This window comes from uncultured Streptococcus sp. (assembly GCF_901875575.1).
Classification (GTDB): Bacteria; Bacillota; Bacilli; order Lactobacillales; family Streptococcaceae; genus Streptococcus.
On sequence record NZ_CABFMF010000022.1, the window covers coordinates 20,133 to 38,920 of the forward strand.

The 18,788-nt window shown below is 40.4% G+C and carries 21 protein-coding genes, 1 pseudogene, 1 CRISPR repeat array and 1 other annotated feature (1 of these 24 only partly in view); of the genes and pseudogenes, 17 read left to right on the plus strand and 5 right to left on the minus strand.

Annotation, left to right across the window (positions count from 1 at the left end; translation table 11 throughout):
• A CRISPR array of direct repeats spans positions 1–998; the repeat unit is 36 nt; unit sequence GTTTTTGTACTCTCAAGATTTAAGTAACTGTACAAC (it extends 952 nt beyond the left edge of the window).
• Between the two features lie 75 nt (positions 999–1,073).
• A complete protein-coding gene (gene yidA, locus QZ114_RS06180) occupies positions 1,074–1,880 on the minus strand; it encodes a sugar-phosphatase (RefSeq protein ID WP_295501011.1) in 807 nt (268 codons plus the stop codon).
• Between the two features lie 12 nt (positions 1,881–1,892).
• Entirely contained in the window at positions 1,893–3,197 is a 1,305-nt protein-coding gene (locus tag QZ114_RS06185; protein ID WP_295501014.1) for an HD domain-containing protein, read from the minus strand.
• 71 nt (positions 3,198–3,268) lie between these two features.
• On the opposite strand from QZ114_RS06185, the gene QZ114_RS06190 reads away from it, so the two are divergent.
• Positions 3,269–3,646, plus strand: a complete 378-nt coding sequence (locus QZ114_RS06190) for a DUF1934 domain-containing protein (RefSeq protein WP_007556979.1) — start codon at positions 3,269–3,271, stop codon at positions 3,644–3,646.
• Positions 3,647–3,672: 26 nt separating this feature from the next.
• On the opposite strand, the gene QZ114_RS06195 is transcribed toward QZ114_RS06190, so the two are convergent.
• Entirely contained in the window at positions 3,673–4,755 is a 1,083-nt protein-coding gene (locus QZ114_RS06195) for a DEAD/DEAH box helicase (RefSeq protein ID WP_295501017.1), read from the minus strand.
• The gene (locus QZ114_RS06200) at positions 4,752–5,729 is read right to left on the minus strand and encodes a Gfo/Idh/MocA family protein (RefSeq protein ID WP_295501020.1); all 978 of its coding nucleotides are present in this window, start codon (positions 5,727–5,729) and stop codon (positions 4,752–4,754) included. The genes QZ114_RS06195 and QZ114_RS06200 overlap by 4 nt, the downstream gene beginning before the upstream one ends.
• Before the next feature lie 147 nt (positions 5,730–5,876).
• Here QZ114_RS06200 and QZ114_RS06205 point away from each other — a divergent pair, with 147 nt between their 5' ends.
• The 5 genes from QZ114_RS06205 to QZ114_RS06225 all read left to right on the plus strand — a co-directional run bounded on the left by QZ114_RS06205 (position 5,877) and on the right by QZ114_RS06225 (position 8,503).
• The gene (locus QZ114_RS06205; protein WP_295501023.1) at positions 5,877–6,563 is read left to right on the plus strand and encodes a YoaK family protein; all 687 of its coding nucleotides are present in this window, start codon (positions 5,877–5,879) and stop codon (positions 6,561–6,563) included.
• A gap of 65 nt (positions 6,564–6,628) precedes the next feature.
• Positions 6,629–6,808: a sequence feature (ribosomal protein L21 leader region), on the plus strand.
• Positions 6,809–6,843: 35 nt separating this feature from the next.
• On the plus strand, positions 6,844–7,158 hold the full coding sequence (gene rplU, locus QZ114_RS06210; RefSeq protein ID WP_000109137.1) for a 50S ribosomal protein L21: 315 nt from the start codon (positions 6,844–6,846) through the stop codon (positions 7,156–7,158).
• Positions 7,159–7,173: 15 nt separating this feature from the next.
• Positions 7,174–7,518: a ribosomal-processing cysteine protease Prp gene (locus QZ114_RS06215; RefSeq protein ID WP_000613707.1), complete on the plus strand. Its 345-nt coding sequence runs from the start codon at positions 7,174–7,176 to the stop codon at positions 7,516–7,518.
• Positions 7,519–7,534: 16 nt separating this feature from the next.
• The gene (gene rpmA, locus QZ114_RS06220; RefSeq protein WP_000916509.1) at positions 7,535–7,828 is read left to right on the plus strand and encodes a 50S ribosomal protein L27; all 294 of its coding nucleotides are present in this window, start codon (positions 7,535–7,537) and stop codon (positions 7,826–7,828) included.
• 270 nt (positions 7,829–8,098) lie between these two features.
• A complete protein-coding gene (locus QZ114_RS06225; RefSeq protein WP_295501030.1) occupies positions 8,099–8,503 on the plus strand; it encodes a DUF5301 domain-containing protein in 405 nt (134 codons plus the stop codon).
• Positions 8,504–8,814: 311 nt separating this feature from the next.
• Here the strand turns inward: QZ114_RS06225 and QZ114_RS06230 are convergent.
• Positions 8,815–8,889 (minus strand): annotated as a pseudogene (locus QZ114_RS06230) (AraC family transcriptional regulator); the annotation flags it as partial.
• Here QZ114_RS06230 and QZ114_RS06235 point away from each other — a divergent pair.
• The 11 genes from QZ114_RS06235 to trmFO all read left to right on the plus strand — a co-directional run bounded on the left by QZ114_RS06235 (position 8,882) and on the right by trmFO (position 18,767).
• Complete coding sequence (locus tag QZ114_RS06235; protein ID WP_295501033.1) at positions 8,882–9,790, plus strand: LysR family transcriptional regulator; 909 nt, start codon at positions 8,882–8,884, stop codon at positions 9,788–9,790. The pseudogene QZ114_RS06230 and the gene QZ114_RS06235 overlap by 8 nt on opposite strands.
• Positions 9,787–10,248, plus strand: a complete 462-nt coding sequence (gene lspA / locus QZ114_RS06240; RefSeq protein ID WP_295501036.1) for a signal peptidase II — start codon at positions 9,787–9,789, stop codon at positions 10,246–10,248. The genes QZ114_RS06235 and lspA overlap by 4 nt, the downstream gene beginning before the upstream one ends.
• On the plus strand, positions 10,238–11,137 hold the full coding sequence (locus QZ114_RS06245) for an RluA family pseudouridine synthase (protein ID WP_295501038.1): 900 nt from the start codon (positions 10,238–10,240) through the stop codon (positions 11,135–11,137). The genes lspA and QZ114_RS06245 overlap by 11 nt, the downstream gene beginning before the upstream one ends.
• Before the next feature lie 100 nt (positions 11,138–11,237).
• A complete protein-coding gene (proB, locus tag QZ114_RS06250; RefSeq protein WP_295501041.1) occupies positions 11,238–12,347 on the plus strand; it encodes a glutamate 5-kinase in 1,110 nt (369 codons plus the stop codon).
• 9 nt (positions 12,348–12,356) lie between these two features.
• Positions 12,357–13,619 (plus strand): glutamate-5-semialdehyde dehydrogenase, encoded by a 1,263-nt coding sequence (locus QZ114_RS06255; RefSeq protein WP_295501044.1) that lies wholly within the window; start codon positions 12,357–12,359, stop codon positions 13,617–13,619.
• Positions 13,620–13,622: 3 nt separating this feature from the next.
• Complete coding sequence (proC, locus tag QZ114_RS06260) at positions 13,623–14,420, plus strand: pyrroline-5-carboxylate reductase (RefSeq protein ID WP_295501047.1); 798 nt, start codon at positions 13,623–13,625, stop codon at positions 14,418–14,420.
• Between the two features lie 114 nt (positions 14,421–14,534).
• Positions 14,535–15,173 (plus strand): dTMP kinase, encoded by a 639-nt coding sequence (gene tmk, locus QZ114_RS06265; RefSeq protein WP_295501050.1) that lies wholly within the window; start codon positions 14,535–14,537, stop codon positions 15,171–15,173.
• Entirely contained in the window at positions 15,170–16,066 is an 897-nt protein-coding gene (locus tag QZ114_RS06270) for a DNA polymerase III subunit delta' (protein WP_295501053.1), read from the plus strand. The genes tmk and QZ114_RS06270 overlap by 4 nt, the downstream gene beginning before the upstream one ends.
• A gap of 34 nt (positions 16,067–16,100) precedes the next feature.
• Positions 16,101–16,418, plus strand: a complete 318-nt coding sequence (gene yabA / locus QZ114_RS06275) for a DNA replication initiation control protein YabA (protein ID WP_000358229.1) — start codon at positions 16,101–16,103, stop codon at positions 16,416–16,418.
• Between the two features lie 2 nt (positions 16,419–16,420).
• On the plus strand, positions 16,421–17,290 hold the full coding sequence (gene rsmI / locus QZ114_RS06280) for a 16S rRNA (cytidine(1402)-2'-O)-methyltransferase (protein WP_295501057.1): 870 nt from the start codon (positions 16,421–16,423) through the stop codon (positions 17,288–17,290).
• A gap of 142 nt (positions 17,291–17,432) precedes the next feature.
• Positions 17,433–18,767, plus strand: coding sequence for a methylenetetrahydrofolate--tRNA-(uracil(54)-C(5))-methyltransferase (FADH(2)-oxidizing) TrmFO (gene trmFO / locus QZ114_RS06285; RefSeq protein ID WP_295501060.1), 1,335 nt, complete (start codon positions 17,433–17,435; stop codon positions 18,765–18,767).
• Positions 18,768–18,788 lie beyond the last annotated feature (21 nt).

Sequence of the window (18,788 nt, forward strand, 5' to 3'; positions counted from 1 at the left end):
GTACAACCTTCGGGAGGGTAGATAATACTTTCAATGTGTTTTTGTACTCTCAAGATTTAAGTAACTGTACAACGGGTTGTTTTGGAGTAGTTCATTTCTACTCGTTTTTGTACTCTCAAGATTTAAGTAACTGTACAACGTCGAGTTGTTAAAAGCAACTTACAAGGAAGTTTTTGTACTCTCAAGATTTAAGTAACTGTACAACCTTCATAGTGACCTCTAAACTTGGAAGCGTGTTTTTGTACTCTCAAGATTTAAGTAACTGTACAACAAAATCATCAAGTAGTTGCTTAAAGGCACGGTTTTTGTACTCTCAAGATTTAAGTAACTGTACAACAAAGACCTTGGATAACCTCATTAGCTACTGGTTTTTGTACTCTCAAGATTTAAGTAACTGTACAACCTAATACTGTTAAAGTAGAAGTAGGTAAGAGTTTTTGTACTCTCAAGATTTAAGTAACTGTACAACTGAATTTCCAAACTCAGCTTCAGACATGTGTTTTTGTACTCTCAAGATTTAAGTAACTGTACAACCGCCGTAGAATAGATTACTGTTAACCGTTAGTTTTTGTACTCTCAAGATTTAAGTAACTGTACAACAATCAAATTTAACGTAAGGTTCGTAGACCTGTTTTTGTACTCTCAAGATTTAAGTAACTGTACAACAATACCAGTTATTCTTATATTTGACCCAGCGTTTTTGTACTCTCAAGATTTAAGTAACTGTACAACTAATTCAGCACTTTCGCCGTCCAATCGTAAGTTTTTGTACTCTCAAGATTTAAGTAACTGTACAACTTTTTTTATAATCAAAAAAAGCCACACGATGTTTTTGTACTCTCAAGATTTAAGTAACTGTACAACTATGGATTTGTTATATGAGGAGGTCACAGAGTTTTTGTACTCTCAAGATTTAAGTAACTGTACCCCCCCCCCCGAAGAAATCGAAGAGGGAGATATCGATTTTTGTACTCTCAAGATTTAAGTGACTGTGCAACAGCCATTCAATTTATTGATTTACTTTTATTGTGATATATTCATACTAAAAACCGCTCAGCCGAGCGGTTTTCTTTTTACAGTACCCATGTACGGATGGCATGGGCAACGCCAGATTCGTCGTTAGACTTAGTGATGTATTTGGCGATTTTTTTGATTTCTGGATTTCCATTTTCCATGACAACGGGGTTGCCAACGACTTCCAGCATGGCACGGTCATTTTCTTCGTCCCCGATCGCCATGGTTTCATTTTTGGTCAATCCGAGTTTTTCAGCTAAGTGAGTAATGGCTGAACCCTTGTCTACATTTTTTTTAAGGAGTTCGAGATAGAAAGGAGCTGACTTATTAATAGAGTAGCGCTCGTAAAATTCGGCTGGTATCTTTTCAATGGCAGCATCGAGAATCTCTGGTTCATCGATGAACATACATTTGACGATTTCCTTGCCAGCCATTTCTTCAGGTGTACGATAGAAAATTGGCATGCTGACGAGGGTTGATTCGTGTACTGTGTATTTTCCGATATTGCGATTGGCTGTGTAGATGCCGTCCTTGGTAATAGCGTGCATGTGGACACCGAGCTTACGACTGAGAAATTCCATATCCAGATAATCCTCATAGGTCAGGGATTCACTGATAATCTCATGTCCTGTCGCAGTTTCTTGGACAAGAGCACCGTTGAAGGTTACCACATAGTCTCCTTCATCTCTCAACTGCAAGTCGTCTAGAAGTTTGGCAACACCTGCGATAGGGCGGCCAGTTGCAATGACGACTTTGACACCAGCTTTTTTGGCATCTTGGATGGCAGAAAAGACTTCAGGAGTAATCTCCTTTTGGCTATTGACTAGGGTTCCGTCGATATCAACGGCGATTAGTTTAATACTCATAAATTTCCTCTTCTAGTTTTTATTTGGGGTAAAATGATCGTTCTCAATCAAGTGTAGAAATTGCTGGGTAATGCTAGCAAAGATACTGTTTTGATCCAACATTTCTTTTGGGAAATAGAAACGATTGTCTCCGTGGCGACTGCCTGCAAGAGATTGGACGATAGGTGATAGACTGGAAAGTTCTGCTTGTTGACCATTTTTCTGTAAAATCTCAATCTGTGTCCGTGGATTTTCAGATTCAGGTCGATAAATATCATAAGGAAGGTCAAAATTCTTATGAATAGCAGTATAGTAGTCTGGATCAAAGCCGATTTCTTCGACCAGTTTTCTCATGGAAGCAAGTTGATCTTGATCCTCTTGCGAAAAGGTGATGGATTTGAAGACCTTGCGGTTGACAAATCGCTGGGATAGATCAGCTAGTATCTTGTCAGGACTAGACATCCATAGTTGGAAATAGGTGTTCATAACCCCATCATCCAGAGCCAGATAATCAGACAAGGTCACATTTTTTTCAAAGAAAGGTAGGAGATGAGGTGAAGTGCGTGCAAAGAAGTCCCTATCTTCTGGATAAAGTTCCTTAGCCCGTTTGAGAAGATTTTGAAGGAGGACCTCCATGGCGCGTGTTGCGGGATGAAAATAAACCTGCATATACATTTGGTAGCGACTGAGAACATAGTCTTCGATAGCGTGCATGCCATTTTGCTGAAAGGCAATGCCGTTTTCAATTGGACGAATGACACGGAGGATCCGAGTCAGGTCAAATTCTCCATAGGATGCCCCTGTAAAATAGGAGTCGCGTAAGAGATAGTCCATGCGGTCTGCATCAATCTGACTAGAAATGAGTTGCACGACCTGCTTATTAGGATAGCTATGATCGATAACACTGGCTACCTTTTCTGGGAAATCTGGCGCTACTTGTAGCAGGACTTGGTGAATCTCTGTCTCAGGACTTTGGATGATTTCCTGGGTAATTGCCTCATGATCTGTATCAAAGAGATTTTCAAAGGTATGAGAGTAGGCACCATGCCCAAGGTCATGTAGGAGAGCGGCCGTCATAGTTAAAAGAGATTCACTAGGATCCCACTCGTCTGGATATTTTTCTTCAAAAATTTCTGTGATGCGACGGGCAATCTCATAGACACCTAAGCAGTGGGAAAAACGACTGTGTTCCCCACCGTGGAAGGTATAACTGGACGTGCCCAGTTGCTTGATACGGCGCAAGCGCTGAAATTCTTTGGTATTAATCAAGTCATAGATGATATGATTATCAACATGGATGTAGTTGTGAACTGGGTCACGGAATACTTTTTCGTTCATATGACCATTATAGCAAAAAGCTAGAATTTTTGGTAAAATAGTAGGACAAGAGAGAAGAAAGAGGACCTGATGTGAAGATTCGGATGCGAAATACCATTCAGTTTGATGAACAGCTTGAAGTGATTGACCAGCTTTATGATGTAGAGTTAAGAGAAAAGGGAGATTATAGCTATCTACTTTTTTACAATGAAGAAAAGGAAAAAGTGGTACTCAAGTTTCATGAGGAAGAACTAGTCATGACTCGTTTTTCTAAACCCAATACCATCATGCGTTTTTTAAAGGGACAGGATAGTTTAGCCTATATACCGACACCGATGGGTGTTCAGGAGTTTATCATTGAAACCAGTCGCTATGAGCTTGAAGGGCAAAAGATTTACCTAGACTATCAACTGCAAAACAAAGAGGGGCTACCCTTTGCCAGCTATCGTTTAGAAATTACTTGGGGTTAATAAGATAAGGTTGGCGAGAGCCAACCTTATTTGATATAGAGTTCTTGATTTTTTAAGACGATTTCACGGACACTTGTAAACTTCTTGAGTTTTTTAAGTTCTTCTGGATGAGTAATGAGAGTGATAACATAGCCGTCTTTACCCATACGGCCAGTACGGCCAGCACGGTGAGTGTAGGTTTCCATATCTCTTGGGACGTCAAAGTTTACGACGCATTCTAGACTATCGATATCAATCCCACGTGCCAGAAGGTCAGTAGCAAGAAGTAGGGTTAGTTGCTTGTCCTTGAATTTCTCTAAAATGACTTTCCTAAATTTGACGTTGACATCACTCGCGAGAGAAACAGCCAAGACATCGCGATACTGCAGTTTTTCCTCTGCGCTACCAAGGTCGGACAAGCTGTTAAAGAAAACTAAACCACGGAAATCTTCAACATAAGCTAATTTACGGAGCAACTCAACACGGTTACGTTGTTCCACTTGCATGTAGAAGTGCTGGATATTGTCCAACTTTTGGTCAGAGAGGTCGATGGTGCGCGTGTTAGGTGCAATCTTTTCTTGGTCAAACTTAGTTGTTGCACTCATGTAGACCAGTTGGTGGTCACGAGGTGCGTAGTGGGTAATTTTCTCGACAAAGTGAATTTGAGAATCATCTAGTAACTGGTCAAATTCATCCAGGATGATGGATTCCACATTCATCATCTTGATTTTTTTCAGTTTAATGAGTTCAAAGATACGGCCTGGTGTTCCGATGAGAATTTCTGGCCCTTTTTTGAGGCGCTCAATCTGACGTTTCTGGCTAGAGCCAGATAAGAATAGTTGAGGATTTAATCCGATGGCTTCACCCCAAGTCTTAGTTACCTCAAAAATCTGACCTGCAAGTTCGGTATTTGGAGCCAGAATAAGTAATTGTTGGGCTTTTTTCTTTGTCAGTCTGAGGAGACTAGGTAGGAGATAGGCTAAAGTTTTCCCAGTTCCAGTTGGGCTCACTCCAAGAAGAGTTTCTCCTGCAAGGATAGGATCAAAAAGTTGGGTTTGAATGGGAGTGAATTCTTGGAAACCGAGCTGGTCACTCAGTTCTTGCCATTCAGTCGGTAGTTTGGTTTTCATTTTTCTGCCTCAAATCTAATGCCAGCAGTCTGGCGCATAGTATATAGTAGCTCATGAACTGAACTTGCATCTTCCAGCCAAGTTTGGTAGAGATTCAGATCTGGTTGCTGGATCATGTGTGCAAATGCAGCGACTTCCTCAGTCATCGTATGAGGAGTCTGTTGGATAGGGAGTTGGATTTGATTGCCTTGGTGGTCGGTAAAAATAGCCGAGCTGACATGTTCGATGGTGTTGAGGGTCAAGGTACCATCTGTCGTATAAATCTCGCAAGGAAGATTGGAAGTGATGTTTTTCCCAGCCTTGATGTGAACTTGAAAGTCTGGGTAGAAGAGGATTCCGTCACCATTTAGGTCAATGCTGTTTTCAAGTTGTTGCCCTTGATAGGAGGTATCTAGAGCCTTACCAAATAGACGAACAGCTGCATAAATGGGGTAAATACCCAAATCCATGAGAGCACCACCAGCAAAACGGTCTGAAAAGACATTTGGTCTCAGTCCAGCCAACAAATCCGGCATTTTGGAAGAATACTTAGCATAGTTAAAATCTGCCCCTAAAATCTGCTTGTCTGCTAAAAAGTTTTTGATAGTAGTAAAAGCTTTTTCATGGTAATTACGAGCTGCTTCGAAGATGAAAGAGTGATGAGCCTTGGCTGTTTGTACTAAATCTTGCCATTCATCTGGTCTTGTAACAGCTGGCTTTTCAAGGATGACATGTTTACCCATTTCAAGGGCGAGCTTGGCTTGAGCATAATGTAAAGAATTTGGACTGGCGATATAGACCACATCGAAGGAGCTATTGAAAAAATCTTCTAGTTTGTCAAACAAGAGGATATTGTGGTAGTGACTGGCAAACTTTTCTGCAGTTTCTATCTTTCTAGAATAAACTGCGACAAGTTGGTATTTTCCACTAGTATGGGCAGCTTCTATAAAATGATGACTAATAGCCCCTGTTCCAATAATTCCTAGTTTAAGCATACTTTCTCCTTTTTTTGGCAAATCCTTTCTCAATTATATCATAGAATAGATAGACTATCCAATTACTGGGAAAATATTTAAAATAGACTACGATTTTCTTTAAGAAAATGCTAAAATAGAGAGATGAGTAAATGAATTGGAGTGAAAATGAGATTATTACCAATAAGAAAAATATCTCGTCAGTCTAAAAGACTCGCGCTTTTTTTGACTTTTTGTGCAGGTTATGTAGATGCCTACACTTTTATTGTGCGAGGGAATACCCTTGTAGCTGGCCAAACTGGGAATGTCGTCTTTTTATCTGTCGAGTTAATTCATAATAATGTATCAGATGTGAGAGATAAGGTGATGACACTAGTAGCTTTTATGATGGGGGTATTTTTCCTAACTTTTTATAAGGAAAAATTAGGAATTGTCAAAAAACCAATTTTATCCCTTTTCCCTTTGGGAATTCTTTCGCTCATCATTGGCTTTGTACCTCTAACAGTAGACAATATTTTTATCGTACCACCTTTGGCCTTTTGTATGGGCTTGGTAACAACTGCCTTTGGTGAGGTGTCAGGTATTGCCTACAATAATGCCTTTATGACTGGGAATATTAAACGAACCATGCTAGCTTTTGGAGATTATTTCCGTACAAAGCACACTCCCTTTTTACGTGAGGGACTTATCTTTGTTAGTTTGCTTTCGAGTTTTGTTTTTGGAGTTGTTTTTTCAGCCTATTTGACTATCTCTTATAATGAAAAGACTATCCTAGGAGTACCTATAATGATGATCCTGTTTTACTCTAGTATGCTTTTTGCTTCTTGGAGGAAAAAGGTGAAAGAAAAAGTGTAAATTAAGGTTGTTTTTACTTGTATGAATCTAGAAGATATGCTATACTTGAAGAGTTGACTATGCACGTTCCTGTGCAACCGCACGAACATCGTTGCTCGTCGTATAACAAATTTAAACTTCGTCATTGTCGCCTTGCCTAACATAAGTTATGCCTTCGGCTCAATTCCTAGTTTATTCTTTGTTATACTTAGAGCTCTTCTTTTAAGTGGTTCGTCCCACGATGCTAGGCGAGTCTTCACAAAAAATACGGGGAAATCCCAAAAATCATAGGAGGTGCATAATGAGCACATACGCAATTATCAAAACTGGCGGAAAACAAGTTAAAGTTGAAGTTGGTCAAGCAATTTACGTTGAAAAATTGAACGTTGAAGCTGGTCAAGAAGTTACTTTTAACGAAGTTGTTCTTGTTGGTGGTGAAAACACTGTTGTCGGAACTCCACTTGTTGCTGGAGCTACTGTAGTTGGAACTGTTGAAAAACAAGGAAAACAAAAGAAAGTTGTTACTTACAAGTACAAACCTAAAAAAGGTAGTCACCGTAAACAAGGTCACCGTCAACCATATACTAAAGTTGTCATCAACGCAATCAACGCTTAATTTTAAGGAGAACACATGATACAAGCAGTCTTTGAGAGAGCCGAAGATGGCGAGCTGAGGAGTGCGGAAATTACTGGACACGCCGGTAGTGGCGAATACGGCTTTGATGTCGTGTGTGCATCGGTTTCTACGCTTGCCATTAACTTTATCAATTCCATTGAAAAATTTGCAGGCTATGAACCAATCTTAGAATTAAATGAAGATGAAGGTGGTTATCTGATGGTAGAAATTCCAAAGGATATTCCTTCACACCAGAGAGAAATGACTCAGCTATTCTTTGAATCGTTTTTCTTGGGTATGGCAAACTTATCGGAGAACTCTTCTGAGTTCGTCCAAACCAGAGTTATCACAGAAAACTAACACGGAGGAAAACATTATGTTAAAAATGACTCTTAACAACTTGCAACTCTTCGCCCACAAAAAAGGTGGAGGTTCTACATCAAACGGACGTGATTCACAAGCAAAACGTCTTGGAGCTAAAGCAGCTGACGGACAAACTGTAACAGGTGGATCAATCCTTTACCGTCAACGTGGTACACACATCTATCCAGGTGTAAACGTTGGACGTGGTGGAGACGATACTTTGTTCGCTAAAGTTGAAGGCGTAGTACGCTTTGAACGTAAAGGTCGCGATAAAAAACAAGTTTCTGTTTACCCAATCGCAAAATAATGCCTAGAAACGGCTTAATATAAGGCTTTCCGAGTTTTCGGAGAGCCTATTTTTTTGTTTTGGTACCCATTTTGGTACCCATATTTTAAAAACCTATGTAAGAAGCGAATTTATCAGCTACTTTATCTGTTGTTGAAAAATTATAATCTAGTAGAATTTTTACAGTAATGAATTTTATAAGGGAATAAGATATTGCAAAAATTGCTGAGGTTTGATAGTATGATTATATCTTAGTAAGCTAGCAGAAATATGGAAAGGATGTGGACTAGTATGAAAAAAATTATCACTATAATAGTCTGTTCAATCTCCTTTCTTTTTCTATCAGCTTGTGTCAGTAAGAAAAAACTTATTCTTCCTGAACCTGAAACGATTTCTGTAATTTCTCTGCAGAAAAAAATCTCAGAAGATGTTAAAACAATAACCAAGAGAGAAGAAATTTCAAAATTGATTGAGGAGATACAGAGACAGTCAAAATCCACAACTTTAGAAAGTTTAAATGATCAACCGACAAATGATAAAGATTACATCATTATCAAATTCACTCATCAGAATGAAGAAAATGATAGTGTAGCCTATCTATATACTATGAAAGAAAAACAGTATATTGAACAACCTTATGTTGGAATCTGGGAGGTAAGTCCAAATATAGCTAATAGGATTGAAGAGTTTTTCTAGTTGATTTATAGAATAAAAGAAATCTTTAGAGAGTTTTCTTGTATCAAATTATGGAAAATCGAATTTGTATCATGTTTTAAACGGTAAATCAAAAAGATTTGCTGTTTTTATTTGTTTGAAATGAAATGAGGACGGGAAAAAGATATCATTCTAATTCTTGTATTGGAATGTTATACTCAATGAAAATCAAAGAGCAAACTAGGAAACTAGTCGCAGGCTGTACTTGAGTACGACAAGACGACGTTGACGCGGTTTGAATTTGATTTTCGAAGAGTATTAGAGTCTCATTTGAGACTTGAAAATTTCCTGATTTTTTTCCTTTTTGGAAAACTTCTAAAATATGGTATAATGAAAAGATAAAGAAGTTGGGAGTAGAAGATGAACATTCAACAATTACGCTACGTTGTGGCTATTGCCAATAGCGGTACTTTTCGTGAAGCTGCTGAGAAGATGTATGTTAGTCAGCCGAGTCTGTCCATTTCTGTTCGTGATTTGGAAAAAGAGTTGGGTTTTAAGATTTTCCGTCGGACCAGCTCAGGGACTTTCTTGACCCGTCGTGGTATGGAATTTTATGAAAAGGCGCAAGAATTGGTTAAAGGATTTGATATTTTTCAAAATCAGTATGCCAATCCTGAAGAAGAAAAAGATGAATTTTCCATTGCAAGTCAGCACTATGACTTCTTGCCACCAACTATTACGGCCTTTTCAGAGCGCTATCCTGACTATAAGAACTTCCGCATTTTTGAATCAACTACTGTTCAAATCTTAGACGAAGTAGCCCAAGGGCATAGTGAGATTGGGATTATCTACCTCAACAATCAAAATAAAAAGGGGATCATGCAACGGGTTGAAAAGCTAGGTCTGGAGATCATTGAATTGATTCCCTTCCATACCCATATTTATCTCCGTGAGGGGCATCCTTTAGCCCAGAAAGAGGAATTGGTCATGGAGGATTTAGCTGATTTACCAACGGTTCGTTTTACTCAAGAGAAAGACGAGTACCTTTATTATTCGGAGAACTTTGTTGATACCAGTGCCAGCTCGCAGATGTTTAATGTGACAGACCGTGCTACCTTGAACGGTATTTTGGAGCGGACGGATGCTTATGCAACAGGTTCCGGGTTTTTAGATAGTGATAGTGTCAATGGCATCACAGTTATTCGTCTCAAGGATGAACTAGATAATCGCATGGTCTATGTTAAACGTGAGGAAGTGGAGCTTAGTCAAGCTGGGAATCTTTTCGTAGAAGTCATGCAAGAATATTTTGATCAAAAGAGGAAATCATGAAAAAAAGAGGAATAGTGGCAGTCATTGTACTGCTTTTGATTGCGCTGGATCAGTTAGTCAAATCCTATATCGTCCAGCAGATTCCACTAGGTGAAGTGCGCTCTTGGATTCCCAATTTCGTTAGCTTGACCTACCTGCAAAATAGAGGGGCTGCCTTTTCGATACTACAAGATCAGCAGTGGTTCTTTGCTATCATTACATTGGTAGTCATGGTGGGTGCCATTTGGTATCTACATAAACACATGGAGGACTCACTTTGGATGGTTTTGGGTTTGATCTTGATTATTGCAGGTGGTCTTGGAAACTTTATTGACAGGATCAGTCAGGGTTTTGTTGTGGATATGTTTCACTTAGACTTTATTAATTTTGCAATTTTCAATGTAGCGGATAGCTATCTGACGGTTGGAGTGATTATTTTATTGATTGCAATGCTAAAAGAGGAAATAAATGGAAATTAAAATTGAAACTGGTGGCCTGCGTCTAGATAAGGCTTTGTCGGATTTGACAGAATTATCACGCAGTCTAGCGAATGAACAGATCAAATCAGGTCAGGTCTTGGTCAATGGTCAAGTCAAGAAAGCTAAATACACAGTCCAAGAAGGTGACATCGTCACTTATCATGTACCAGAGCCAGAGGTCTTAGAGTATGTGGCTGAGAATATTCCGCTAGAAATCATCTACCAAGATGAGGATGTGGCTGTCGTTAACAAGCCTCAGGGGATGGTTGTGCATCCAAGTGCTGGTCATACCAGTGGAACTCTGGTAAATGCCCTTATGTACCATATTAAGGACTTGTCGGGTATCAATGGGGTTCTACGCCCAGGAATTGTTCACCGTATTGATAAGGATACGTCAGGTCTTCTTATGATTGCTAAAAATGATGAGGCACACTTGGCCCTTGCTCAAGAACTCAAGGATAAAAAGTCTCTCCGCAAATATTGGGCAATTGTTCATGGAAATCTGCCCAATGATCGTGGTGTCATTGAAGCGCCGATTGGTCGAAGTGAAAAAGACCGTAAGAAACAGGCTGTGACTGCGAAAGGCAAGCCTGCAGTGACTCGTTTCCACGTCTTGGAACGCTTTGGTGATTATAGCTTAGTAGAGTTGCAACTGGAGACAGGGCGCACTCATCAGATTCGTGTTCACATGGCTTATATCGGCCATCCAGTCGCTGGGGATGAAGTCTATGGTCCACGTAAGACTCTGAAAGGACATGGACAATTTCTCCATGCCAAGACTCTAGGATTTACCCATCCACGAACAGGTGAGACCTTAGAATTTACAGCAGATATCCCAGAGATTTTTAAGGAAACATTAGAGAAATTGCGTAAAGCGTCATCCTATTAAAAGAGTTGAGATAGCAGATCTCAATTTTTTTATTTCATCTCTTTTCTATTTCTAGTCATTCATGTTATAATGGATAAATATGAAGAATCGGAGTGAGTCTATGAAATACAAACGAATTGTTTTTAAGGTGGGGACATCTTCACTGACAAATGAAGATGGTAGTCTATCACGTAGCAAAGTGAAAGTCATTACCCAGCAATTGGCTATGTTGCATGAGGCGGGCCATGAATTAATCTTAGTCTCATCTGGAGCGGTTGCTGCAGGTTTTGGGGCTTTAGGATTTAAGAAACGACCAACTAAGATTGCAGATAAACAAGCTTCTGCAGCGGTAGGACAGGGGCTTTTGTTGGAAGAATATACGACTAACCTTCTTCTTCGCCAAATTGTATCAGCTCAGATTCTGCTAACACAAGATGATTTCGTTGATAAACGTCGCTATAAAAATGCCAATCAAGCTTTATCAGTTCTTCTTAGTCGTGGGGCTATTCCTATTATAAATGAAAATGATAGTGTCGTTATTGACGAACTTAAGGTTGGGGATAACGATACGCTAAGTGCCCAAGTAGCGGCCATGGTTCAAGCAGACCTCTTAGTTCTCTTGACAGATGTAGATGGTCTTTATACTGGGAATCCAAATTCTGATCCTACTGCTGAACGTTTGGAGAAGATCGAGACCATCAATCGAGATATTATTGATATGGCTGGGGGTGCTGGATCCTCAAATGGTACAGGAGGCATGCTCACAAAAATTAAGGCAGCTACCATAGCAACAGAGTCAGGGGTTCCTGTTTATATTTGCTCATCTTTAAAATCAGATGCCATGATTGAGGCAGCAAATGAAACTAAGGATGGTTCCTATTTTGTTGCTCAAGAGAAGGGACTTCGTACTCAGAAACAATGGTTGGCCTTTTATGCCCAAAGTCAGGGGTCCATTTGGGTGGATGCGGGTGCTGCAGAAGCTCTTTCTAAACACGGAAAAAGTCTCCTTTTATCTGGCATTGTTGAAACAGAAGGATCCTTCTCTTATGGTGATATCGTAACAGTTTTTGATAAAGAAAGTGGAAAATCTCTTGGTAAGGGGCGCGTCCAGTTCGGTTCTTCTGCTTTGGAAGATATGTTGCGTTCACAAAAAGCCAAGGGTGTCTTGATTCATCGTGATGATTGGATTTCAATCACTCCGGAAATTCAATTACTCTTTACAGAATTTTAGAGGTAAACTATGGTAAGTACACAAGAACAATTTGAGCAGGTAAAGGCTGTTAAGAAGTCGATTAATACTGCTAGTGAAACAGTGAAAAATCAGGCCTTATTAGCTATGGCTGATCATTTGGTAAAGGCTACAGAAGATATTTTAGCAGCCAATGCTCTTGATATGGAAGCGGCTAAGGGGAAAATTTCAGATGTTATGTTGGATCGTCTTTATTTAGATGCAGGACGTATCGAGGCCATGGCAAGTGGAATTCGTGAAGTGGTCGCTTTACCAGATCCAATTGGTGAAATTTTAGAAACCAATCCTCTTGAAAATGGCTTGGTTATTACCAAGAAACGTGTCGCTATGGGAGTTATCGGAATTATCTATGAGAGTCGTCCAAATGTGACTTCTGATGCAGCAGCTTTAGCACTCAAGAGTGGAAATGCAGTTGTTCTTCGTAGTGGGAAGGATGCTTATCAAACTGCTCATGCTATTGTTAAGGCCTTAAAGAAAGGCTTGGAATCAACTACTATCCATCCAGATGTGATTCAACTGGTGGAAGATACCAGCCGAGAAAGTAGCTTTGCCATGATGAAGGCTAAGGGATATTTAGATCTCCTTATTCCTCGTGGAGGAGCAGGTTTGATTAATGCGGTAGTTGAGAATGCTATTGTACCAGTAATTGAAACAGGAACTGGAATTGTTCATGTCTATGTGGATAAGGATGCAGATGAAGATAAGGCCTTGTCTATCATCAACAATGCCAAAACTAGTCGTCCTTCTGTCTGCAATGCTATGGAGGTTTTGCTTGTACATGAAGATATAGCTGCTAGTTTCCTTCCTCGTTTAGAGCAAGTTCTGGTTGTGGAGCGTAAAGAAGCTGGGTTGGAACCAATTCAATTCCGCTTGGATAGCAAAGCAAGTCAGTTTGTATCTGGCCAAGCAGCAGAAGACCAAGACTTTGATACAGAGTTTTTAGATTATATTCTAGCTATTAAGATCGTGGGTAGTCTTGAAGAAGCTGTAGATCATATTGAGGCTCATAGTACTCACCACTCAGATGCAATTGTTACTGAAAATGCGGATGCAGCAGCTTACTTTACAGATCAAGTGGACTCAGCAGCAGTCTACGTTAATGCCTCAACTCGTTTTACAGATGGTGGTCAATTTGGACTTGGATGCGAAATGGGGATTTCAACTCAGAAACTTCATGCGCGTGGCCCAATGGGCTTAAAAGAATTAACCAGTTACAAGTATGTAGTCGCTGGTGATGGACAGATAAGGGAGTAAAAAATGAAGATTGGATTTATCGGTTTGGGAAATATGGGTGCTAGCTTAGCCAAGGCTGTTTGGCAAGCTAATAGGACAGATAAGTTTCTTCTTTCTAATCTAAGTCAAGATAGAGTAGATGATTTTATTGCTAGCTACGGAGGTCAAGCTTCTAGTAATGAGGAAATCTTTGCGGAAGCAGATGTGATTTTTTTAGGAGTCAAACCAGCTCAAGTATCTACTTTACTTGCGGAATCTCAAGCTATTCTTGAAAAACGGGAGAGTCTTCTTTTGATTTCAATGGCTGCTGGTGTCACCTTGGAAAAACTAGCTAGTCTTGTTCCAATTCAGCACCGTTTCATTCGCATGATGCCCAACACTCCAGTTTCTATCGGTCAAGGAGTCATTAGTTATACCTTGTCAGCCAACTGCCAAGCAGATGATAAGGAAGTCTTTTGTCAACTTTTACAACATGCCGGTTTATTGTTTGAAATCAGTGAAGGCTTAATTGATGCTGCAACGGGTCTGGCAGGTTGTGGACCAGCCTTTGTCTATCTCTTCATTGAAGCTTTGGCAGACGCAGGTGTTCAGACAGGATTGCCACGAGAAACTGCTCTACAAATGGCAGCTCAAACAGTTCTTGGTGCAGGTCAATTGGTTCTAGAAAGCAAACAACATCCAGGTGTTTTGAAAGACCAAGTTTGTAGCCCTGGCGGCTCTACTATTGCTGGTGTAGCTAGTTTAGAAGCACATGCCTTTAGAGGAACCGTTATGGAGGCAGTCAAAAAAGCCTACAAACGAACTAAAAAACTTGGTAAATAAGAGGTAGAGAAATCTACCTCTTTTATACTTCCTTAAAATCAGTGTCCAAAAAGATTTTCACAATATCTATTTTTTTGATAAAATAGAAGATAGTAAAAAAGAAATGAGTTAGTCATGTCAAAAGGATTTTTAGTCTCGCTTGAGGGGCCAGAAGGCGCAGGAAAGACCAGTGTTTTACAAGCTTTGCTGGCGATATTAGAAGAAAAAGGTGTAGAGCTACTGACGACCCGTGAACCAGGTGGAGTCTTGATTGGTGAGAAGATTCGTGAAGTGATTTTGGATCCAGATCATAGACAGATGGATGCGAAGACAGAACTTCTTCTCTATATTGCCAGTCGCAGACAGCACTTGGTAGAAAAGGTATTACCAGCTCTCGAAGCCGGGAAGATGGTCATCATGGATCGCTTTATTGATAGTTCGGTTGCCTATCAGGGATTTGGTCGAGGCTTAGATATCGAGGCCATTGATTGGCTCAATCAATTTGCGACAGATGGACTAAAACCCGATTTAACCCTTTATTTTGATATTGAGGTGGAAGAAGGATTGGCGCGTATTGCAGCAAATAGCAATCGAGAGGTCAATCGTTTAGATCTAGAAGGCTTAGACTTGCATAAAAAGGTCCGTCAAGGATATCTTTCTCTTTTGGAGAAAGAAGGAGACCGTATTGCCAAGATTGATGCCAGTCTTCCTTTGGACCAAGTGGTGGAAGATACCAAGTCTGTCTTGTTTGAGAGAATGGGATTAAGCAAATGAAGCAAGAGCGATTAAATGATTTGCAACCAGAGCAGTTTGACCGTTTTGTCCGTATCTTGGAGCAAAATCAGCTCAATCATGCTTATCTGTTTTCAGGTTTTTTTGGTAGCTTGGATATGACAAAATTTTTGGCTAAAAGTCTTTTTTGTACTGATAAAGCAGGAGTTTTACCATGTGAAAAATGCCGAAATTGTAAGCTGATTGAAGAGGAAGAATTCCCTGATGTTACCATGATTAAGCCAATCAATCAGATTATCAAGACAGAACGCATTAGGGAATTGGTGGGTCAGTTTTCCCAAGCAGGAATTGAAAGTAAACAACAGGTCTTTATTATCGAGCAAGCTGAGAAAATGCATCCTAATGCAGCTAACTCTCTGCTCAAGGTCATTGAAGAACCTCAGAGTGAGGCCTACATTTTCTTCTTGACCAGTGATGAGGAAAAGATTTTACCAACTATAAGGAGTCGAACTCAGATTTTTTACTTTCAGAAACAAGTAACTAGGTTAGCTCTTCAGTTGGAGCAAGTAGGTCTCATCAAGAAAAAAGCGACTCTGTTAGCTCAGTTGAGTCTATCTCAGGCTGAGGCTGAAAAATTAGTCAATCAGGCTAATTTTTGGACCTTGGTTGATGAAAGCGAACGACTATTGTCCTTGCTATTAGTCAAGAAAAAAGAGAGTTATCTCCAAGTAGCCAAATTAGCTAGTTTGGCGGATGATAAGGAAAAACAAGATTATGTTTTACGAATCCTCGAAGTTCTCTGTGGGCAGGATCTCCTACAAGCTAGGATTCGTGAGATTTTACAAGCCTTGCTAGAAGCCAGAAAGATGTGGCAAGCCAATGTTAGTTTTCAAAATGCCATGGAATATCTGGTGTTAAAAGAAATTGAAACTTAAAGAATGAATATTATAGAAAGGAAAGGGCTGGTTTATGGATAAAAAAGAATTATTTGATGCACTGGATGATTTTTCCCAGCAACTATTGGTGACCTTGGCTGACGTTGAAGCCATCAAGAAAAATCTCAAGAGCCTGGTCGAGGAAAATACAGCTCTACGCTTGGAAAATTCGAAATTGCGAGAACGCTTGGGTGAGGTGGAGGCAGATACTCCAGTTAAGGCCAAGCATGTTCGTGAGAGTGTTCGTCGGATTTATAAAGATGGTTTTCACGTATGTAATGATTTTTATGGGCAACGTCGGGAGCAGGACGAGGAATGTATGTTCTGTGATGAGTTGTTATATAGGGAGTAGGCATGCAGATTCAAAAAAGTTTTAAGGGGCAGTCCCTCTATGGTAAGCTCTACCTTGTAGCAACGCCGATTGGCAATCTGGATGATATGACCTTTCGAGCTATCCAGACCTTGAAAGAAGTAGACTGGATCGCGGCTGAGGATACGCGCAATACAGGACTTTTGCTCAAGCATTTTGATATTTCCACCAAGCAAATCAGTTTTCATGAGCATAATGCCAAGGAAAAAATTCCTGATTTGATTGATTTTTTGAAAGCAGGGCAAAGTATTGCTCAGGTATCCGATGCAGGTCTGCCAAGTATTTCAGACCCTGGTCATGATTTGGTCAAGGCGGCTATTGAGGAAGAAATCGCAGTTGTCACTGTTCCAGGTGCCTCTGCAGGAATTTCTGCCTTGATCGCCAGTGGTTTAGCGCCACAGCCACATATCTTTTATGGCTTTTTACCTAGAAAATCAGGCCAACAGAAGCAATTTTTCGACTTGAAAAAAGACTATCCTGAGACTCAGATTTTCTATGAATCGCCCCATCGTGTGGCAGATACGCTAGAAAATATGTTAGAAGTCTACGGTGACCGCATGGTCGTCTTGGTCAGAGAATTGACCAAAATCTATGAAGAATACCAACGAGGTACCATTTCTGAGTTATTAGAAAGCATCGCTGAAACGCCGCTTAAGGGCGAGTGCCTTCTCATCGTTGAAGGTGCCAGCCAAGATGTGGAGGAAAAGGACGAGGAAGATTTGTTCTTAGAAATCAAAACCCGCATCCAACAAGGAATGAAGAAAAATCAAGCTATTAAGGAAGTTGCTAAGTTTTACCAGTGGAATAAAAGCAAGCTCTATGCTGCCTACCACGACTGGGAAGAAAATCAATAAAACGACTAAACAGGGAAGTTTGCCTTCTTCCCTTTTTTTGTTATACTAGTAGAAGAAAAAATAGAAAGATTTGTGGGTGTTAAACAAGCCAGTGCCTTGTTTTGATATGAACTTAGGTTCCACCCAAAGAGGTATTAGTGTCGTGTCTCAATCTTATATCAATGTTATTGGTGCTGGTTTGGCAGGTTCTGAAGCAGCCTACCAAATTGCAGAGCGTGGTATCCCAGTTAAACTCTATGAAATGCGTGGTGTCAAGTCAACACCTCAGCACAAAACAGATAATTTTGCTGAGTTGGTTTGTTCCAATTCTCTACGTGGAGATGCTTTGACAAATGCAGTGGGGCTTCTCAAGGAAGAAATGCGCCGCTTGGGTTCTGTTATCTTGGAATCTGCTGAGGCTACACGTGTTCCCGCAGGCGGAGCCCTTGCAGTGGACCGTGAAGGTTTCTCTCAAATGGTGACTGAAAAAGTGGGCAACCACCCCTTGATTGAAGTGGTTCGTGATGAAATTACAGAATTGCCGACAGATGTTATTACAGTTGTGGCGACTGGTCCTTTGACCAGTGATGCTTTGGCTGAAAAGATTCATGCCCTTAATGACGGCGATGGTTTCTATTTCTACGATGCGGCAGCGCCTATTATCGATGTCAATACTATCGATATGAGCAAGGTTTATCTCAAATCTCGTTATGACAAGGGGGAGGCGGCCTACCTCAATGCCCCTATGACCAAACAAGAATTTATGGATTTCCATGAAGCCTTGGTCAATGCGGAAGAAGCACCGCTCAATTCTTTTGAAAAAGAAAAGTACTTTGAAGGATGTATGCCTATCGAAGTCATGGCCAAACGAGGCATTAAAACTATGCTTTATGGTCCGATGAAACCAGTCGGTCTTGAGTATCCAGATGACTACACAGGGCCTCGTGATGGCGAATTTAAAACACCTTATGCGGTGGTTCAGCTTCGTCAGGACAATGCGGCTGGTAGTCTCTACAATATCGTTGGTTTCCAGACCCACCTCAAATGGGGAGAACAAAAGCGAGTCTTTCAAATGATTCCAGGTCTTGAAAATGCTGAGTTTGTACGTTATGGTGTCATGCACCGCAATTCTTACATGGATTCACCAAATCTTCTTGAACAGACTTATCGTTCTAAGAAACAACCAAATCTCTTCTTTGCTGGTCAGATGACGGGTGTGGAAGGCTATGTTGAATCAGCAGCATCAGGTTTAGTTGCAGGTATTAACGCTGCTCGACTCTTCAAAGGAGAAAGCCAAGCTATCTTCCCAGAAACAACAGCGATTGGAAGCTTAGCTCATTACATCACCCATGCGGACAGCAAGCATTTCCAACCAATGAATGTCAATTTTGGAATTATCAAGGAGTTGGAAGGCGAGCGTATCCGTGATAAGAAGGCTCGTTATGAAAAAATTGCAGAGCGTGCCCTTAGCGACTTAGAGGAATTTTTAAGGGTCTAATTTTTTTCCAAGAATTGCTCA